The following is a 17021-nucleotide window of genomic DNA, read 5'->3' as shown; positions in this document are numbered from 1 at the left end:
AGAATGATCAAGCAGGGTTCGTTGGTTGCAGTATTGCTCGCCCTTGCGGCCTGCGGCGGATCAAGCAAGCCGACGCTCTCGCTGCCGCCCCAGACACCCGCCCTTAGCAACGGCGAACCAACCTTAAGGGTCGCCGACGCCGCATTGCTCGGCGGCGCGCCAGCAATGGCTCTGGAGGTTGCCGACGGAATTCTCTCAAAAAATCCCAATGATGTGCTTGCGCATTTGCGCAAAGGAGACGCGCTTTATCAACTCAAGCGCTATGACGAGGCGGAAGCAAGCTTCACCACCGCGCTCAAGATCAGCCCGAGCAATACGACAGCGCTGCTCGGCATTGGAAGGATTAGGCTTGCGCAGGATCCTGCGGTCGCGGCGAAGCTGTTTTCCGACGTTCTAGCTAAAGATCGCGCGAATGCAGTCGCTCTGAACGATCTTGGGATCGCGCGGGATTTGCTCGGCCAACATCCCGCCGCGCAAACATCCTACCGCGCTGCACTTGCCCTCAAGCCAGATATGCTGGCCGCACGGGTCAATCTCGGAGTGTCGCTCGCTGTCTCAGGACACGAAAAGGAAGCCCTCGAGGTGCTGCGGCCCCTGGCCAGTAGCCAGGACATGAGTCCGAGGGTACGCCAGGATCTCGCAGCTACCCTTGCGCTTGCGGGACAAGACAGCGCAGCGCGTCAGCTGCTTTCCAAAGACCTTGACCCGGCGGAGGTTTCCGAGGCGATGGTCGGCTTAGAACGCCTTTCCCAACGACCGTTTTGATCGTGGCAGAGTAGCTCGCCTATTCGGCGCCGCCCGCACAGATATGGGCAGGCGGCTTTCCCGCACCCCGTGAACCACCCCGGGATTTTCGGAGGCCCGTCGCTATGGATCAAACGGCCAATGCCAATCTTCGTACTGCGGCCTAGCGCGGCTCCCGACGATTATCCCATACCCATGCTGGGCGGCTCCGGCTCCGGCTCGGGCTCGGGCTCGGGCTCGGGCGTTGGTTCTGGCTCTGGGCGCGGCTGCGGTATTTTTCCCCGCGCCGGGGCGATGATTTTATCACGGCTGTTCGGCACGAATATCTCTGCCCCGCAGGCCGCGCCGGGATTCCGCGGGCGCGTCGCAGTGGGCGCGGCTTCCGGCACCCGCGGCGGCGATGGCGCCCTGACGGGTTGCGCTGCCGGCGGGGCTGGCGGTCGTTCCGGCTGCGGCGCCGAGTGTGGTGCCGCCTGCGGTTTTGCGGCTGGCTCCGCCACCGGCTGCGGCCCCTGCATCTGTGGTGAAGACAACGCCGCGCCCTGCGCTTGCCGCGATGGCGCGGAAACCTCCGCCGATGATTTCACCGTCGCGGATGACGCCGCCCGCGCTTTTGATGGCACCTTCATCATTGTAGCTGCCTTCACCATCGACTGTGCCGATTGTGCTTTCGCCATCGGCTTTGCCGCTGGCGGCGGCTTGGCCACCGACACTTTGGGAGACGAGGGCAACATCGCGACAATGGCGCTCTTCGCCTTGGTCATTACCTGGCCAAGCCACGACATGCACCCCGGCTTTTGCGCCGGCGCTTTCGCAACCACCCTGGCAGCCGGCGGCTTTGGCGTCGTCCTTGCCACTGGCTGCGCCTTCGCCACCGGCTTTGCCGAAGGCTGGGCTTTTGCCTGAGGCGATGGCGTTCCGGCCGAAGACGGCAGCACGACGGCGATGGCACTTTTCAGAGTCGTCACCATCCTGCTCAGAGTCAGCACCCCCCTGCGGAACAAGGGCACCGGTTGCGGCTGCGGCCGCGGTACATCGGACGCCGGCTTTGCGGCAGACGCTTTTGGCTCCGGCACTGGCGATGCCTTGGCCATCGCCGCCGCCGGTTGCGGCATGGCCCTTGGCGGCGCCGGCCGCGCTTCGGGAACGAGGATAGCGCTTTCGGGGGCGAGGCCGCGGCGGACGGCGAAGCCGACGCCTGTCGAAACCGCCGCCGGCTCATAGTCGAGCGTGCTCTCCTTGCGCCGCGCGCGCGCGAGCCGCTCGGCCATGCGGGCGCTGTTGCCCATCTCCTCCTCGCTCCAATGCAGCCGCACGCTCTCGCGATGGCGGCTGAGGGCGACATAGGTGAGATGACGGTCCATGCTCGCGCTCAGCAGCACATGGGCATGGTCGACGGTGACGCCCTGGGCTTTGTGCATCGTCGCGGCATAGCCGTGGTCGAGGGCGTCGTAGTCCTTGAGCGCGAACACCACCTCGCGCCCGCTATCGAGCCGCACCTTGAGATGAGCGCCCGCCCCCGCCCCCTCGATGGCAACGAGCGTGCCAAGCGTGCCGTTCTTCACCCCGAGAGAGCGCTCATTGCGGAGAAAATAGATGCGCTCGCCGGCCGCAAAGGGTTTTTTCCCGTCCCGGGTCGGCAGCATGACGTCAGGGCCCAGCTCGCCGCGCTCCCGCCGCTTGCACCGCCGCCAGCAAGGCGGCGAGGTCGCGCGAGCCGACCATCCCCGCCTCGTCGACGACCAGGACATCACGCGCCGAAAGCGTCTCACGCCCCTGCCCCCATTGCCGGAGCAGCGAGGCGATGGTGCGGCTTTCTATCCCCGCCCCCTGCTGCAGCCCCTCGGCGGCAATCCCCGAAAGCGCGGCACCGCGCACGCGATAGCCCGCCGCTTCCCACGTCGCCCGCGCCGCCCCGAGCAGAGTGCTCTTCCCGGTGCCGGCATGGCCAACCACCGCGGCGAGATGGGTGGCACCGGTGATACGGCCGAGCGCCAGCGCCTGCTCGTCCCCCAGCCCGGCAGCCTCGGCGTGCTGGCGGCACAGCGCCGGGGCCACGGGCTTATGCCCGCCCTTTCCCAGCGCCTCGGCGGTTGCCGCAAGACCGCTCTCCAACGCCAGCATCTCTTTTGTGCGGGTGTAATTCTGCCACCGGCCGAGATGGTGGTCGCGGAGCCTCTCTCCGGCGCGATAGGCGGCGGCGGCGATGACGCTGCGGCCCTGGCCTCGGGAGATAATCTTGACGCTAAAATGGTAGATGGCCACGCGTTATTCCGGGTAAAAATTGTCCACTGCAAAATATTACCCGGCCGCCATGCAAGGAACAAATGGTTATTGAGCAAAAATTCCCACCACCTCCCCAAGCAACGTCGCGAAGCGACGTATAAGCGCGCATTTCGCTCTTTTTCTGCCTTTCTTTCTGCCTCTCCCCCCTCAATTTTTATTGTCAACATTCCCCTCCGGCATCCCAGGAACTTGCTCCCGCCATCCAATTCCGGCTTGCCCAGGTCGTGGCCTTCCCCTCTGCCCCGAGCCTTGGCGCCGTGCCCGCCTTGTGCGGGCACGGCGCCGCCGGTTCCGCAGCCCCGCCAGTGATGGCGATGGGAGGCAAAAGAACATGGGGCGAAAATATTTCTAAAATCGTTGGAACGAAAATTGTACCCGGCTTTCTGCCAGTCATCGGCCATCGCTAATGGTAAAGAGCGGTTAAGGAATTGCTGCTGCGATGCCTATGCAGTAACGCTTCGGCCTGTCATGACGGCTGCGGGAATTATTCGGCGCTTGATAGTGAGGTTGAAGGCGATGGGATTGAAGCCGTTGGCCTTCGTCTCGCATCCTCTGGTGTGAGAACAGTCACGCAAGAGACAATACAGTATTTTTTTGTGCTTTGTCTATTTTTCTCTTGAAGTTATTCAATTGTGAGACTATATTTATATCAAGAGACGGGTGGACATATTCTTCCCTCTCCCGCGCGCCGGGCGCCCCCCGGAAACAAAGCGGCCGAGCATGGTGTTACCAGCACCATACCCGGCCTGACCTGCAACATTGGAGTAAGCAATGTCACAAGCTGCCAAACACCGTAGCACACCGCGCTCCCTGTCGGGAGCCGCCGTCATCTCCTCTCGCCCCAAGGCCCGGCATCATGGCCAGAGTGCCGGATATGCCGCGCGTCAGCGCCCCGCTTCCCACCCGGGCGAGAAGACCTGGCGCGAAGTTGCCGACCGCGGCCTCGAAATCGTCATCTGCATCGGTCACATCGTCGGCGTCGTCATGCTGGTCGTCGACCATTTGTTCTGACCCGTCCCCGCCATCCGCACAGCCGCGCCAAAAGGGCGCCTTTTCTCCGACTTACGCCGGAATGTGCCTCTATGGAGTCCCTTAATATAGAAGATATTATAATTTTAGTTCTTGCTATTATTATTCCCACACGTTATCATGAGTTATTGACAGTTCTGAATTTTGAGTTGTCGTGCATTAACCGCGGCGAGTGAAGGCCTCGTCCGCCAAACGGGAGGATTGAACATGACGCATACTCTGAACACCCGGCGCATATCGCCGAAACCGGAAACAACCAACGCCGCCGCGCGCCGTGAGGCCGCACCCAAGCCGGTGCCTCTCCAGGATGCGCATCCGACCCTCGCCTGGATTGCCCGCCTGCTGGCCAGGCAGGCGACGCGGGAGGATTATCGGCGGCTCAGCCTCGGTTGCGGCACCATTGACATGACGGCCATTATGGCCGCCACCGCGCTGGTGATAGGCGCGGTCATAGTTCTCATGCGTCATGGCCGCTGGCATTGACCGTCATGCCGCGCGACTTACCGCGAAACCCATGCGTCATTCTTGACCGGCAGGGCGATGGCGCGACATCATCGCCGGCCCTGCCGCTGGAGCTGCGCCCATGACCCTCCGCGCCGTCATCTACGCTCGCTATTCCTCCGACAACCAGCGCGACGCATCCATCGAAGACCAGTTGGAAGTCTGCCGCCGCTACATCGCGCGCCAGGGCTGGACCCTGACCACCACCTATGAGGACCGCGCGCAGAGCGGCGCCAGCCGGTTTCGTCCCGATTTCCAGCGCCTGCTCGCCGATGCCGAGGCGCGGCGCTTCGATGTCGTCGTCGCCGAGGCCATCGACCGGCTCGGGCGCAAGCTCGCCGATGTCGCCGATTTCTTCGACCGCCTGACCTTTTATGGCGTCAAGCTGCACGTCACCAACAGCGGCGAGGTGACGCCGATGCATGTCGGGGTGATGGGCATGATGGCGCAGATGTATCTCTCCGACCTCCGCGACAAAACCCTGCGCGGCCAGCTCGGCCGGGCGCGGGGGCGGGACGGGTGCCGGGCGGCATCGCCTATGGCTACGCCGTCGTGCCCGGGGATGCCTCCGGCGCTGGCGCGCGTCGCATCAACGAGGCCGAGGCGGCCATCGTGCGGCGGATTTTCCGTGACTACGCCGCCGGCAAATCGGCCCGCACCATCGCCCATGAGCTGAACGCCGAAGCCGTGCCCGGCCCCGAAGGCCGCCCGTGGGGCGATACCACCATTCGCGGCCAGCTCGACCGCGGCACCGGCATTCTCAACAACACGCTTTATATCGGCGAGCTGAGCTGGAATCGCTGCTCGTATGTGAAGGACCCGCGCACCGGCAAGCGCCTTGCCCGGGTCAATCCGCGCGAGCAATGGGAGGTGGTGGCGGTGCCGGAGCTGCGCATCATCGACCAGCCGCTTTGGGATGCGGTGCGGGCACGCCAGCAAGCGGCGCGTTACGCGGTATGCCATGACGAGGGCACCGGCAACGCCCTCAACCGCGCCCATCGTCGCGAGTTCCTGCTGAGCGGGGTTTTGGTCTGCGGCTGTTGTGGTGGCGGGTATACGATTATTGGCAAGGACCGCTATGGCTGTGCGGCCCGGCGCAGCAAGGGCACGTGCGACAACGCGGTGACCATCACCCGCCAGCGGCTGGAGGCGCGGGTTCTCGGCGGGCTCCGGGAACATATGCTGACGCCGGCGCTGGTCGCGGAATTCGTCACCGCGTTCACCGAGAGCCTTGCCGAGCTGCAGCGCGACGACGCGATGCGCGAGCGGCGGGTGAAGGACACGCTGGCCGCCATCGAGCGTAAGCTCGACGCGGTGGTGCGGGCGATTGAGGATGGCGAGTGGAATGACACGCTGCGCCGCCGGCTTGGCACGCTGGAGGCGGAGAAAGCCTCGCTGACGGCGGAGCTGGCGGCGCTTTCCAAGCCTGCGCCGCCGGCGCGGCTGCATCCGCGGGCGGCGGAGATTTACCGGCGCAAGGTGGCGGCGCTGGAACAATGCCTGAACGAGCCCGACATTCGCCATGAGGCGGGCGAGGCGTTGCGGCAGATGATTGAGAAGGTGGTGCTGACGCCGGATGCGACCGCGCCGGATGGCTTGGCGGCGGCGCTGCATGGTGATTTGGCGGTGATTTTGACCCAGGCGATGGCGCCGGAACGCGAACGCCGGCCGCTCCCAAACGGGGCACAAACCCCGCCAGGAACGGCCGTTTCCGGGAGTCTACTATCGGTGGTTGCGGGGGAGCGCTGCCACTTATACCGAACACATCTCCGCCTCCCCGCACGGCCGCAGAACAAAATGGCAATCCGTCCGCGTAAGAATGGCGGCCTGGAGGCCTTCCCGGCCTTGGTCGCGCGCCCGGCGGGCTGACATTCTCTGCCTCTGCGAATGAGGGGGAAGATTACCGCCCCAGCTGTCGGAAAGACGGCGAGCCGGAGCCAGCGAACCTGTGACACTCCCGTTGAAGGTCGTGCGAGCGAGGGGGACGGGCCGCTGGCGGGGGCCTTGAAAGTATGATAAAGTATGCGTCTTCTTCAGGAGGATAGCCATGGCCGAAATCGAGCGGTTGACCATCACCCTGCCGTCCGACATGGCCGCCGCCATCAAAGGTGCAGTCAACGGCGGAGATTACGCATCGACCAGCGAGGTCGTGCGTGAGGCGGTGCGCGACTGGAAGATGAAGCGCGCGCTTCAGTTGCAGGAACTCGCCGCGCTCAAAACCGATATCGACAAGGGGCTCGCCGATGTCGCCGCTGGCCGCGTGAGGGACTTTGACGCCGACCGGATTATTGAACGCGGGAGAACGCTATTAGCGAGCCGCTCCCCCTCCGCCTGACGGCAGCGGCCGAAGCCGACTTATCCGAAATTTGGGCGTGGCTCGCGGCTGAGGTGTCCGAAGATGTCGCCATGCGCTTTGTCCGGGACGTCAAGACCGCGTTCGAGCCGATGCGGCACTTTCCGCACGCGGCCCCCGCGCGAGACCGGCTTGCCCCCGGTCTACGCGTCACCTTTCACGGTGCCTATGCCATCTATTACCAGCCGCGGCCGGATGAGATAATCATTATTCGCGTTTTGCACGGCGCCCGTGACATCGCGGCAATCGCCGAGCATGGCGGCTTCAGGGCGGAGGGCCGCAGTCTCGACAGATGAACCGCTCCACGCCGAGCACGCGGAGCGCCACTCCATCACCTCCCACACGGTTACCAGCGTCTTCCATTCCGACTGACGCGTCGCCATGATTTCTTCGCTCTTGCCCCGCCTGCCCAATCGACATAAAATGACCACTGTGGTTCTTCTTCATCCGGAGGTCATCATGCGAGAAATCCAGCTCCGCGACGCCAAGGCCAGCCTCTCCGCCGTCGTCGCCGACGCCCGACGTGGGGAGGCCGCCATCATCACACGCCACGGTAAGCCTGAGGCGGTCATTTTGGGGTTCGAGGAATGGCAGCGCCTCTCGCACGTGCCATCTTTTGGTAAGTTGCTGATGGCGGCTCCCCTCGAAAAGGGGGATTTGCCGCGACGCAACACCGCCCCTCCCCGCGACAGCGGACTCTGATGCTTTGTACCTCGTCGACACCAATGTCATTTCGGAGCGCGCGCCTGCACGGGTAGCGCCTGCCGAGATGACCGCCTGGATGGATGCGCACTCCGAGAAGCTATTCCTCTCGGTTGTGACCATCGCGGAAATCGAGGACGGCATCGCCAAGGCCAAACGAGAAGGCGCCGCTCGCAAATCCCGAGACCTGAGCGCATGGCTCGAAACGGTATTGCACCTCTATGCTGCCCGCATCCTGCCTTTTGATATCGCAACCGCCCGTCTCGCTGGTGCCCTGTCGGATTTCGCTCGCAGCCAGGGTCACGCGCCCGGCTTCGCGGATATCGTGATTGCTGCGACCGCCCAGCACCACGGGCTCATCATCCTTACCCGCAACCAGCGACATTTTGCGCCGCTCGGCGTCCCAACGCACGACCCATTTGCACACCCACCCCAAAATATGGCTCCAGAATAAGGCAACAGGTCGTCCGCGTGTAAACCGGATGAGCCAGCGCGACGGCCCATTCCGCTATAGGCCCCGCGCACTATGAAAAATGCGTTTTGGCCGCACCGCATGCCCCACCGGTCAGGGGATTGAAACAGGCGCGGGTGACCTTTACGGCGCGCCGCGCCCCTGCCAAGATAGCCGTTCCGGGTGGAGCTGGACTCCCCGCTCGGTAGTGTGTGGAGGGGCGCCCGCCGGGGAACCGGCGGGCGCTTTTTCTATCTGGTAAACACTTACTATCCGTTTGGACCCTTCCACGGTCGCGCGCGGGAGGTTTTTTTTGACTCTCAACAGGAGACCAACCATGCACGGCAAGTTCCCGAACTCCTCCGCCGCACCGCATGCCCGCCGGTCAGGGGATTGAAACTAAACGCGCCCGGTAGTGGCGGCGAGCGCGCAAACGGGCTGCATCTGCTCATCCCATCAGCCAGGAATCAGGCAAAAATTGGCCGCACGCAACGCGCCGAGACATAAGCTTGCGACCCTCGCAAGCATTGGAAAACACGCATCCTGCGCGCCCGCCACCAACACCGATACCCATGCCCCTGGAAACCGCGCTCCGCCACGCCCTCGCCGCGCTTGCGGGCAGCGAAGGCGCACGCCTCACCGCCTTCCGACCCGCCTGCCTCGGCGCCGCCAAGGCCATCCAAGCAAACCCATAGCCATGCGTTAGATTCATAGCTCTTTAGTTTGTTTCACTGGGCGGCACCCCAGTCCTGGGCATGCGCCGAGTTTGCAGCATTCACCGTCGTGCGGCGTTGAAAATTTGGCACGGGGACCGTCCTCCATGAGCGTGGCCATCTAATCGGCGTGGGCAAGCCCATTTTTGTGCAACGCATCGAGTAATGGCGGGTTCCTTGTAACAATGCGCGCGGTTTGCAGCGCCGGAGCGCTGCCACTTATACCGAACACGCCTCCGCCTCCCCGCAAGGCCGCAGAACAAAACGGCAATCCGCCCGCGCAGGAACAGCCGCTTGGTGGCAGCCGCCATGTCCAGAATGTAAAATGGCGCGCTCTTCAAGAGTCGATCGCGTTTCAGGCCGCGGTTCACATCATTGCAAGCGTTGGCCGCCGAGCATTACTTCCTGTGGGCGGGTAAATCACCCCTTGGCACGACTCATTAATACGGGTAGAATGGTAGAAATATCTGATAGACGGTAGAAATGGTGCCATCTATGAGCCTCAACATCAAAGACCCCGAGGCACACCGTTTGGCGCAGGCTATCTCCCGCGCCACGGGCGAAAGCATGACACGTGTCGTCACCGAGGCCCTGCGCGAACGTTACGCCAAGATTGAACAGCGAAAAGGCAAGGCCAGTGTACAAGAGCTGCTGGCAATCGCCGATCGCGCCGCCGCCCATGTGAAGCGCCCTTACGCCAGCCATGCCGAGCTGCTCTATGACGAGAATGGTCTGCCGAAATGATTATCGATACATCGGCAATGGTCGCCATCCTCTACCGCGAGCCTGAAGCGGAAGCCTTCACGCGGCTCATTCACGACGCCGACGAATGCCGCATCAGCGTGGCGAGCTATGTCGAGCTGTCAATAGTGGTCGAAAATCAGCTTGGCCCGGAGGGTATGCGGCTGGCTGAGGCATTCTTCCGCCGCGCCGGTGTCACGGTCGAGCCGGTAACGGTTGAGCAGGGCGAGCTGGCGCGGCAGGCCTTCCTTGATTTTGGCAAGGGCAGGCACAAGGCTGGCCTGAATTACGGCGACTGCTTTCCCTATGCCCTGGCGAAGGCCACGGGCGAACCGCTCTTATTTAAGGGTAATGACTTCAGCCAAACCGATATCAGGACGGCCGCGTGAACGCCGCCAAGAAAAGACAGGTGGTATGCGTCGTGGTTGGACTGCCTCGTGACACCAAAATTCGTTGATATCGCCGAGAAGCCCGTTTCTCAGTCTGAATTAACAACGGCTTGGCCAAGCGATTGAGACGCCCGCCTCCTGACCCCAGCATAGGGCTGGTCAAGCACCGACCACGAAGAGAAGCAAGTGGCCTACGGGAATAGCTTGAGAAGAAAATAGCAGCTTGCCGGCGACGACGCAATCAGAGAAGCATCTATAGGAAAATGAAGCAAGACGGAGAGCAACCACTATTCATATTGGTGATTTTTTCTGATATATAACAACATCGGTTCCTGAAAATGTTTTTTTTATGTAATTTTTAGTTAATAATTCTTTTGCATCAAGTTGATTAGAAAAATTGTTTTTGTCATCGACTTTTAATAAAAGAGAATTTACATCACTCTCATTGTCTAGTTGTATTACTGGGTATGCAGCATCACGCAGCCCATATAACAAAATATTATTCTTTAATATCCCAAGAAGAATCTTTTGTTCAAAATTAAACCGATCTATATAAAAAGATTTTCCGGCCCAATAACAATATATGTTAGTTTCACATATTGCAAGTCCATTTGATTTTTGTATTACTTCTATTATTTTTTTTGTTACATTTTCTTTATCATTTATTTGTCTATTCCATGATTTAAAATTAAAAACGCTTTTTTGTTTGTTCATTCCCGGCGTAATCAATACCCCTAAAATCATATATAAAATGACAAGCGCGCGTAAATTGTGAAATTTGCAACCGCCGTCAAAGAGATGCGAAACAAGCACCGCACACCCCAGACTAGATGCAATAAGAAGTTCAAAATATGCATTTACTCCGGTACCATCTCCGCCTAATTCAAATGTTCCTATAAAAAATGACAAAATAATAAAAATAAATACTAAAGAGTAAAATTTAGTTATCCTAAATAATGCAATTGGAAGAATTGATAATGCAATTATTAATGTCATAGAAGAGCTATAAGTCAACATAAGATTTAATGCTCTTGAAAAAGAATAGTGCCTTGGAGAAAAAAGGCCGATTAAAAAATTCTCTCCTAATAATGTCGTAAATAAAATCATTAATATTAGCGATGATATAATTCCAGATATAGAAAAAATTAAAAATTCTTTTCTATTATAGATCAATTTCCAAATTCCAACTGATAAAGGAAGCGCTATGTTATTGTGTTTTGTATATATAGATACAGCAAATATTATTGCTGAAAATATGTCAAAAAATAATTTTTTGTTTCCTAAAGTGGCCATATATAACCCGATAAGACTAAATGCAATCGAAATCATTTGTGGGTCATCGGAAGCTATATATAAATCATAATTTATGTCAGTATATCCTATAAATAGGAGAGCCGACAAAATGGCAGCAAGCCTTTTACCAAGTTCATGATGCGATATTTTGTACATCATAAAACCACTTATCATAAAAGATATTGCAGAAACAAATCTTCCAGAAAATACCGCATCATGCGTAAATAACATAAAACTTCTTACTATAAAAAATGATAGAGGCGGATAATTATTTACCACTAAATCGTATGGTGCATAATATAATTTTCCATTTAACATAAAGTTCTTTATTAATCCAGCATTCCATCCTTCATTGTACATAATTGGAATTTTAAAGCTTGCTCTGTAAAATAGCGCTATCGTTATGTATGAAATTATAATTAGAAACAATATCACAAATATGGATGAAATTTTGTCGATATATTGATGTTTATTTTTGATTGTGCTCTGCGTATTTTTTATCTCAGCGCCTGGCATATACCCCCCCCAATTTAGCACGCTCGATTTGGATTAGGATGAAATGCGCTAATGTCCGCCGAAAACCAGCATACCCAGGAGATGTGTCAAGCTGGAATCGATGCCTCTTGTTCTCATCTCCAGGGCAGGCCATCATATCCGAACTCATAGGATGGCCAGAAAAACGAGATTAGGGGGAACTTTGGAACTCGACAAGCCACGTTACGCTTATATCGACGCGTTACGAGGCTACGCCATCCTGCTCGTCATCACCTGTGACATCACCTTCAGCTACTCCTATCTGCCCTATCCCGTCCGTCGCCTGGCCATCCTCGGCTGGCATGGGGTGCAGCTTTTTTTCCTAATTAGTTGCCTCGCCCTTATGCTGTCATGGCGGGCGGAGGTTGCGCAGCGCGGTCGGGCTGATATCGGCGCCTTCTTCCTCCGCCGCGCCTTTCGCATTATGCCAGCCTATTACCTCGGCGGCCTGCTCTATTGGCAGCTCGCCCCGCCGGCGCATGGGTTCGATCTCGCGCAATTCATCACCGCCTATGGCTTCGTCAATCTCTGGCACCCGCTGACGGCGCCGACGGTGATGGGCCAATGGTCGGTGATTCCGGGCGGCTGGAGCATCAGTGTGTTGTTCACCTTCTACGCTCTCTTCCCGTTCATCGCCGGCGCCGTGACCTCGCTCCGTCGGGCAATTTTTTTCACGCTCGGCGCGATCGCACTCGCCATCTTCGCCAATCGGATAGGATTTCTCCTTTGGCATCAGACGTATTCGACGCGCGCCGTTGAGGACATCCTTTATTTTTGGTTTCCCAACCAATTGCCGGGGTTCGCGTTCGGCACGGTGATTTTCTTCCTGCTCGAAGGCGGGGTCATGCGCCTCCCCGGCCGCTGGGCGGACGGCATGGCGGCGGGCGCGCTGATGCTGTTCTTCGCGCTCTCGTGGTCGCCTTTTCCGCAATGGGCAGGGGAGAATGCCTGGACTCTCGGCATGGCACAGGCCGCCGCCTTGCCGCTCGGGGGCTTCGTGCTGGCGCTCGCGCGCGCAAGACCGGGCATCTTCATCAATCCGCTGGCAGCGTGGGTCGGAAAAATCAGCTTCAGTGCCTATCTCCTGCACTACGCCGCGATCGACTTGTTACTTAAGCGGTATCCGCAGCTATTTCACACCCACGCGACTGGCTTCACCGCGATCGCCGCTTATGCCGCCGGTTGGCTCGCGGTGACCGGGGCGACCTGTCTTGGCGCCTTCTGCACCTATCACGTGATCGAGCAGCCGATAATCGATATCGGCAAACGACTCACCACGTGGCGGCGCAGACAATAACAGTAATGGCGGGGGATCGGAAATGGTCACCGGGCATCAGACTATATCCCATTGGAATCACGCGTGAAATATGAGGATACAGTTGAACGCGCCCACTCCGTTGCTATGACTGCGGCGGGCGCGGGACGATATCGAATTCCGGGGTGTGATGGAGAGAATTCGCGTCAGTATAGGGCGCGCCGCTTTTTTGTAGCCACTCATAGGCTTTTTCCGCCGCCTCCGAGGGCACGACGCTTTGTATACCAGCTAGTGCCAGCATCGCGAGCTGGCCATAATCGCCATCGCTCCGCGCCCAGCCACTGCCGTTCGAGGGGCCGTAGCGTTTGGTGTTTTCTTCGATATCTCGCCAATTCTTCAGCGGTTCCGCATAATCCCAGCCGTTTTTGTCTCTATTCCAGTAAATTTGCCCAATTGCGGGATTTCTATGAGGAAACACCGCGATGACGTAGTTGACGCTGTCATGGCCGAGCTTGAACACGCTGCCGGCGAGAAAATTCGTCGACCAGGCAAGGAAGGCGCGCGCGTCCCGATTGCCCAATTTCGCCGCTTGCGCCGCCGAAGACGAAAAATAATCCTGCTGCCACGGCGCGAGTGCATAGTCATATTGGAATGTCGCGATCACATAGCCGTGCGCCTCGCCTTCCAACGCGGTCAGGGCAGGAATTTGGCTGGCCAGCCAGCGCCAATTATCGTCCATCACCTTGGAAAAATATTTTTTCTCCACTGTGCCATCGGGATTGGCCCAGGCCGCCTCGTCGATTTCACGCAAGCTCCAGGCGCCGCCGCGCATCTGGTTGCCGAAGATGACGTTATCGGGGCCGGTGCTGTCGGGCGCGCCACTCCGCATCGCGGGCCAGGTGGAGACAATGGAAAACGCCGCCTGGGCATTCAGTTCGTCGAGGTTAAAACGGCTACCGGTGAAAAGATAAGGGACGAAAGAGAGATCGGGCTGATGCGCGGTGTCGGGCGCCCAGCCGTTGTTTTTGCCGTCTACCTGTTGGGTCAGACCATTCGCGCCGCCGCGCGGGTCGGCCCAGATTTGCGGGTTCTGGTCGGTGTTGAGCCAGGTTCCGGCCTCCCTGTTCCAGAAATGCCACGGAATGCCGGCCGCCGCCTCACCCTGCCAGAGAGCATAGGCGGCGGCCATCGGATCCTGCGTCAAAAGCCAGATCGCGTTCGCCCGCGTGGTCGGGCCGATATCGGGCCGCGCCCCGGTCATCGGCATATATTGCGTGACGCCGTTGGTCGCGAGCGGCGCACCAAAACCCGGCTGGCCCATCTGCTTTGCCTCTTCCGCAACCATCGCTGCCGGCGCGCCGGCCGCGAGGTCGTAATCGGCGATCACGCCGATGCGTTCGAGATAATCGACATCGCGAGCGAGATTGACCGGCGGCACCGTGCCGCTCCAGAGCGTGCGATGCCAGTTCTCATACTGAAATTGCACGAGATTGCGATACTGCAGAACAATTTTGCCGTCTTCCTTGACCAGGACGTCATATTTCACCGCGCCGCCGGCTTTTTGCATGGCGTAATCATTGGCGAATTGCAGATCAGTATGCGTCGTGCCATCGGCATAGGCGCGCACGTCGAAAACGATATGGAACGAGCCGGTGACCGGCGCATCAAAGCGGATTTCGCTCGCGATCGGCCCGCGCAGCCAATAATCGGGTTTTTCTCCCGCCAACGCCTTGGCGAGCAAGGGGCCGGCGTCGAGATGGAACGGCGCCGCGCTGCCGTCTTCCTGATGAAAGGTGAGATCGACCGTGAGGCCGAAGCCCTTGTCGTCGGCAAGCCGCGCGAGATCGACCGCGCCGCCCGCCGCCGTCGCCGCCGTCGCCAGCATGACGGGGGCTTTGGCGTGGGCTGCCATGGGAGGCGCGATCAGGCTTAAGACCGCCATGCGGAGCGAACCGTCGGGATAGGTGGTCTTGGCGTCCACCTGCACCGGGACATCCTTGCCATCGATCCGCGCGATCAACCCTGCTTTGGCCGGCACGCGCCCAGGCAGAAAAGCCTGGCCGAAGGTGATCGGGCTCGCCGGCAGGGGCTTCGCGGCGAGATTCTCGATGATCAACCCCACGACATCGTTCGCCGCCTTGGCCGCCGGCGACGTCGGCGCGCGCAGCATCCCTTGCGCGCTCGCGGTGGCGAGGCTAGCAGCCAGCGCGACTGGGGCAAGAAAAGCAGCAACGCGGTGAATGGGCATGGCCACGTCCTCTTTGATCTCGCGAAAAGGCTAAAAGCTACCACTAACTAATATTAGTCTATACGTATTTGGCCTGGAGGCGAAATCGTTCTCTGTGACACCTGGCAGCGAACCCGGCGGCCGAAGTCCTGGAGAGCAGAATCAGGAAGGGGGACCTCTCTTGCCGCCACACGGGCAAAGCGCACGGTGGGGTGTCACGAACTCGCCCGCGGCCCGTCGAGATGCTCGCCTTCGGCGAAAATATGAATATTTTCGTCTGCAAACGCGCAGGCAATGGTGTTAATGGTCACGGCGTTGCTGAGAACATGCGCGCGACCGCGCCATGTCAGCTCGAAAATCAGGATCACGATGTCTTCAATTGCCTTGGGAGGTCGGCAAAAATACTGAGACAAATCCGCAAAATTTCTCTACCATGCGCCACGGAACGCTTAAGAAAAGGTGAAACGTGGCGGCAAATGGCCGGGCGGAGCATCTGAATTTCGCCTATATCGACGCATTGCGCGGCTGCGCGATCCTTTTCGTCATCACCTGCCATCTCACATTCAGCTATCCTGAACTTCCCTATCCCGTCCACCGCCTGACCGTCCTCGGCTGGCATGGGGTGCAGCTTTTCTTTCTCGCAAGCTGTGTCACGCTTCTGCTTTCCTGGCATGGCGAAGTCGCGCGGCGCGGGCGCGCCGATATCGGCGCGTTTTTCCTCCGCCGCGTCTTTCGCATTCTGCCGGCCTATTATCTCGGCGGCCTGTTTTATTGGTGGCTCGACCCGCCGGCGCATGGGTTCGACCTCGCGCAATTCCTCACCGCCTATGGTTTCGTCAATCTCTGGCACCCGCTGACCGCGCCGACCGTGATGGGCCAATGGTCGGTGATCCCGGGCGGCTGGAGCGTCAGCGTGGAATTCACCTTCTACGCCCTGTTCCCGCTCATCGCCTCATTCATCACCTCGCTCCGGCGGGCCATTGTCTTCACGCTCGCGGCCTTGCTCTTTGCCATTCTCGCCAACCGGGTGGGTTTCGCCCTGTGGGGCGAGCGCTATTCGACGCGCGCCGTCGAGGACATTCTCTATTTCTGGTTTCCCAACCAATTGCCGGTCTTCGCGCTCGGCACAATGGTGTTCTTCCTCTTGCGGCCGGCGGCGATCATCCCGCAGCGCTTTGCCGGCGCTATCGCCGGCCTCGCGCTGGTGGGATTTTTCGCGCTCGCCTGGGCCGCGGTGCCGCAATGGGCGGGCGAGGCGGGCTGGCCGATCGGACACGCGCAAGCCGCCAGCCTGCCGCTTGCGCTCTTCGTCCTGGCCCTCTCGCGCGCCGCGCCGGGCGGCCTCTTCGTCAATCCGCTCGTCGCCTGGGTCGGGAAAATCAGCTTCAGCGCCTATCTGATCCACTATGCCGCGATCGAGCTTCTCCCTGGACGCTTCCCGCAGCTGTTCCACACCGGGGCCAGCGGTCTCGCGGCGATCCTGGCCTATGCCGCCGGCTCGCTTGCGGTCACCGGCGCGACCTGTCTCTGCGCCTTCTGCACCTATCACGTGATCGAGCGGCCGATGATCGCCCTCGGCCGCCGCCTGATCAACGCCCGCCGGGCGCGGCTTGCGGCGGCGATGGCAGGACGGTAAAGTTTTCCCCATCGTACTCTGGGCCAGGGATATACGCTTTCGAGAAAGGCGTCGAGCATAACGGGCTCATAATGGGCGAAGGGTATCAGGTTCTACGGCGGACTCCGTAACCGTTGCCTGTCGCGCCCCTGGATCCGGAATCTGACAACAAACAACAAATAGAATAG

Annotated in this window: 18 protein-coding genes; 13 read left to right on the top strand and 5 right to left on the bottom strand. The window is 59.5% G+C overall.

The features are described 5' to 3' along the window. The first annotated feature begins 3 nt into the window (after positions 1-3). On the top strand, positions 4-765 hold the full coding sequence (locus DEF76_RS07415; protein WP_114911785.1) for a tetratricopeptide repeat protein: 762 nt from the start codon (positions 4-6) through the stop codon (positions 763-765). Positions 766-926: 161 nt separating this feature from the next. On the opposite strand, the gene DEF76_RS07410 is transcribed toward DEF76_RS07415, so the two are convergent. Both DEF76_RS07410 and DEF76_RS19680 read right to left on the bottom strand, forming a co-directional pair. Then, complete coding sequence (locus DEF76_RS07410) at positions 927-2390, bottom strand: hypothetical protein (protein WP_205216134.1); 1464 nt, start codon at positions 2388-2390, stop codon at positions 927-929. 4 nt (positions 2391-2394) lie between these two features. Beyond that, positions 2395-3009, bottom strand: a complete 615-nt coding sequence (locus DEF76_RS19680; RefSeq protein WP_205216133.1) for an AAA family ATPase — start codon at positions 3007-3009, stop codon at positions 2395-2397. A 792-nt stretch (positions 3010-3801) separates the two neighbouring features. Here DEF76_RS19680 and DEF76_RS19265 point away from each other — a divergent pair. The 10 genes from DEF76_RS19265 to DEF76_RS07360 all read left to right on the top strand — a co-directional run bounded on the left by DEF76_RS19265 (position 3802) and on the right by DEF76_RS07360 (position 9909). Continuing rightward, positions 3802-4041, top strand: coding sequence for a hypothetical protein (locus tag DEF76_RS19265; RefSeq protein WP_162800535.1), 240 nt, complete (start codon positions 3802-3804; stop codon positions 4039-4041). Between the two features lie 225 nt (positions 4042-4266). Beyond that, positions 4267-4542, top strand: a complete 276-nt coding sequence (locus DEF76_RS07400; RefSeq protein ID WP_114911783.1) for a hypothetical protein — start codon at positions 4267-4269, stop codon at positions 4540-4542. A 100-nt stretch (positions 4543-4642) separates the two neighbouring features. Then, positions 4643-5236: a recombinase family protein gene (locus tag DEF76_RS19870; RefSeq protein ID WP_114911782.1), complete on the top strand. Its 594-nt coding sequence runs from the start codon at positions 4643-4645 to the stop codon at positions 5234-5236. Beyond that, a complete protein-coding gene (locus DEF76_RS07390; protein WP_240319237.1) occupies positions 5173-6429 on the top strand; it encodes a recombinase family protein in 1257 nt (418 codons plus the stop codon). Before DEF76_RS19870 ends, DEF76_RS07390 begins: the two co-directional genes overlap by 64 nt. A 178-nt stretch (positions 6430-6607) precedes the next feature. Next, on the top strand, positions 6608-6895 hold the full coding sequence (locus DEF76_RS07385; RefSeq protein ID WP_114911780.1) for a ribbon-helix-helix domain-containing protein: 288 nt from the start codon (positions 6608-6610) through the stop codon (positions 6893-6895). Further along, positions 6868-7209, top strand: a complete 342-nt coding sequence (locus tag DEF76_RS07380) for a type II toxin-antitoxin system RelE/ParE family toxin (RefSeq protein ID WP_114911779.1) — start codon at positions 6868-6870, stop codon at positions 7207-7209. Before DEF76_RS07385 ends, DEF76_RS07380 begins: the two co-directional genes overlap by 28 nt. Before the next feature lie 85 nt (positions 7210-7294). Further along, a complete protein-coding gene (locus tag DEF76_RS07375; RefSeq protein WP_240319133.1) occupies positions 7295-7615 on the top strand; it encodes a type II toxin-antitoxin system Phd/YefM family antitoxin in 321 nt (106 codons plus the stop codon). Between the two features lie 4 nt (positions 7616-7619). Next, on the top strand, positions 7620-8069 hold the full coding sequence (locus tag DEF76_RS07370; protein ID WP_114911778.1) for a type II toxin-antitoxin system VapC family toxin: 450 nt from the start codon (positions 7620-7622) through the stop codon (positions 8067-8069). A 1205-nt stretch (positions 8070-9274) separates the two neighbouring features. Next, positions 9275-9523, top strand: a complete 249-nt coding sequence (locus tag DEF76_RS07365) for a type II toxin-antitoxin system VapB family antitoxin (RefSeq protein ID WP_114911777.1) — start codon at positions 9275-9277, stop codon at positions 9521-9523. Next, a complete protein-coding gene (locus DEF76_RS07360; protein WP_114911776.1) occupies positions 9520-9909 on the top strand; it encodes a type II toxin-antitoxin system VapC family toxin in 390 nt (129 codons plus the stop codon). Before DEF76_RS07365 ends, DEF76_RS07360 begins: the two co-directional genes overlap by 4 nt. A 291-nt stretch (positions 9910-10200) precedes the next feature. Here the strand turns inward: DEF76_RS07360 and DEF76_RS07355 are convergent, their stop codons facing one another. After that, the gene (locus DEF76_RS07355; protein WP_114911775.1) at positions 10201-11718 is read right to left on the bottom strand and encodes an ArnT family glycosyltransferase; all 1518 of its coding nucleotides are present in this window, start codon (positions 11716-11718) and stop codon (positions 10201-10203) included. A 181-nt stretch (positions 11719-11899) separates the two neighbouring features. On the opposite strand from DEF76_RS07355, the gene DEF76_RS07350 reads away from it, so the two are divergent. Then, positions 11900-13033: an acyltransferase family protein gene (locus DEF76_RS07350; RefSeq protein WP_162800534.1), complete on the top strand. Its 1134-nt coding sequence runs from the start codon at positions 11900-11902 to the stop codon at positions 13031-13033. Positions 13034-13136: 103 nt separating this feature from the next. On the opposite strand, the gene DEF76_RS07345 is transcribed toward DEF76_RS07350, so the two are convergent. Together DEF76_RS07345 and DEF76_RS19260 are read right to left on the bottom strand one after the other, a co-directional pair. Continuing rightward, positions 13137-15239 (bottom strand): hypothetical protein, encoded by a 2103-nt coding sequence (locus tag DEF76_RS07345; RefSeq protein WP_114911773.1) that lies wholly within the window; start codon positions 15237-15239, stop codon positions 13137-13139. Between the two features lie 194 nt (positions 15240-15433). Next, positions 15434-15586, bottom strand: a complete 153-nt coding sequence (locus DEF76_RS19260; RefSeq protein WP_162800533.1) for a hypothetical protein — start codon at positions 15584-15586, stop codon at positions 15434-15436. 98 nt (positions 15587-15684) lie between these two features. On the opposite strand from DEF76_RS19260, the gene DEF76_RS07340 reads away from it, so the two are divergent. Then, positions 15685-16854 carry an acyltransferase family protein gene (locus tag DEF76_RS07340; RefSeq protein ID WP_114911772.1) on the top strand — a complete coding sequence of 390 codons (1170 nt, stop codon included), beginning with the start codon at positions 15685-15687 and terminating at the stop codon, positions 16852-16854. The last annotated feature ends 167 nt before the right edge of the window (positions 16855-17021 follow it).

Source organism: Acidibrevibacterium fodinaquatile (assembly GCF_003352165.1).
Lineage (GTDB): Bacteria > Pseudomonadota > Alphaproteobacteria > Acetobacterales > Acetobacteraceae > Acidibrevibacterium > Acidibrevibacterium fodinaquatile.
The sequence above is the reverse complement of the archived record's forward strand: the minus strand, read 5'-3'. Positions and strand labels throughout refer to the sequence as shown.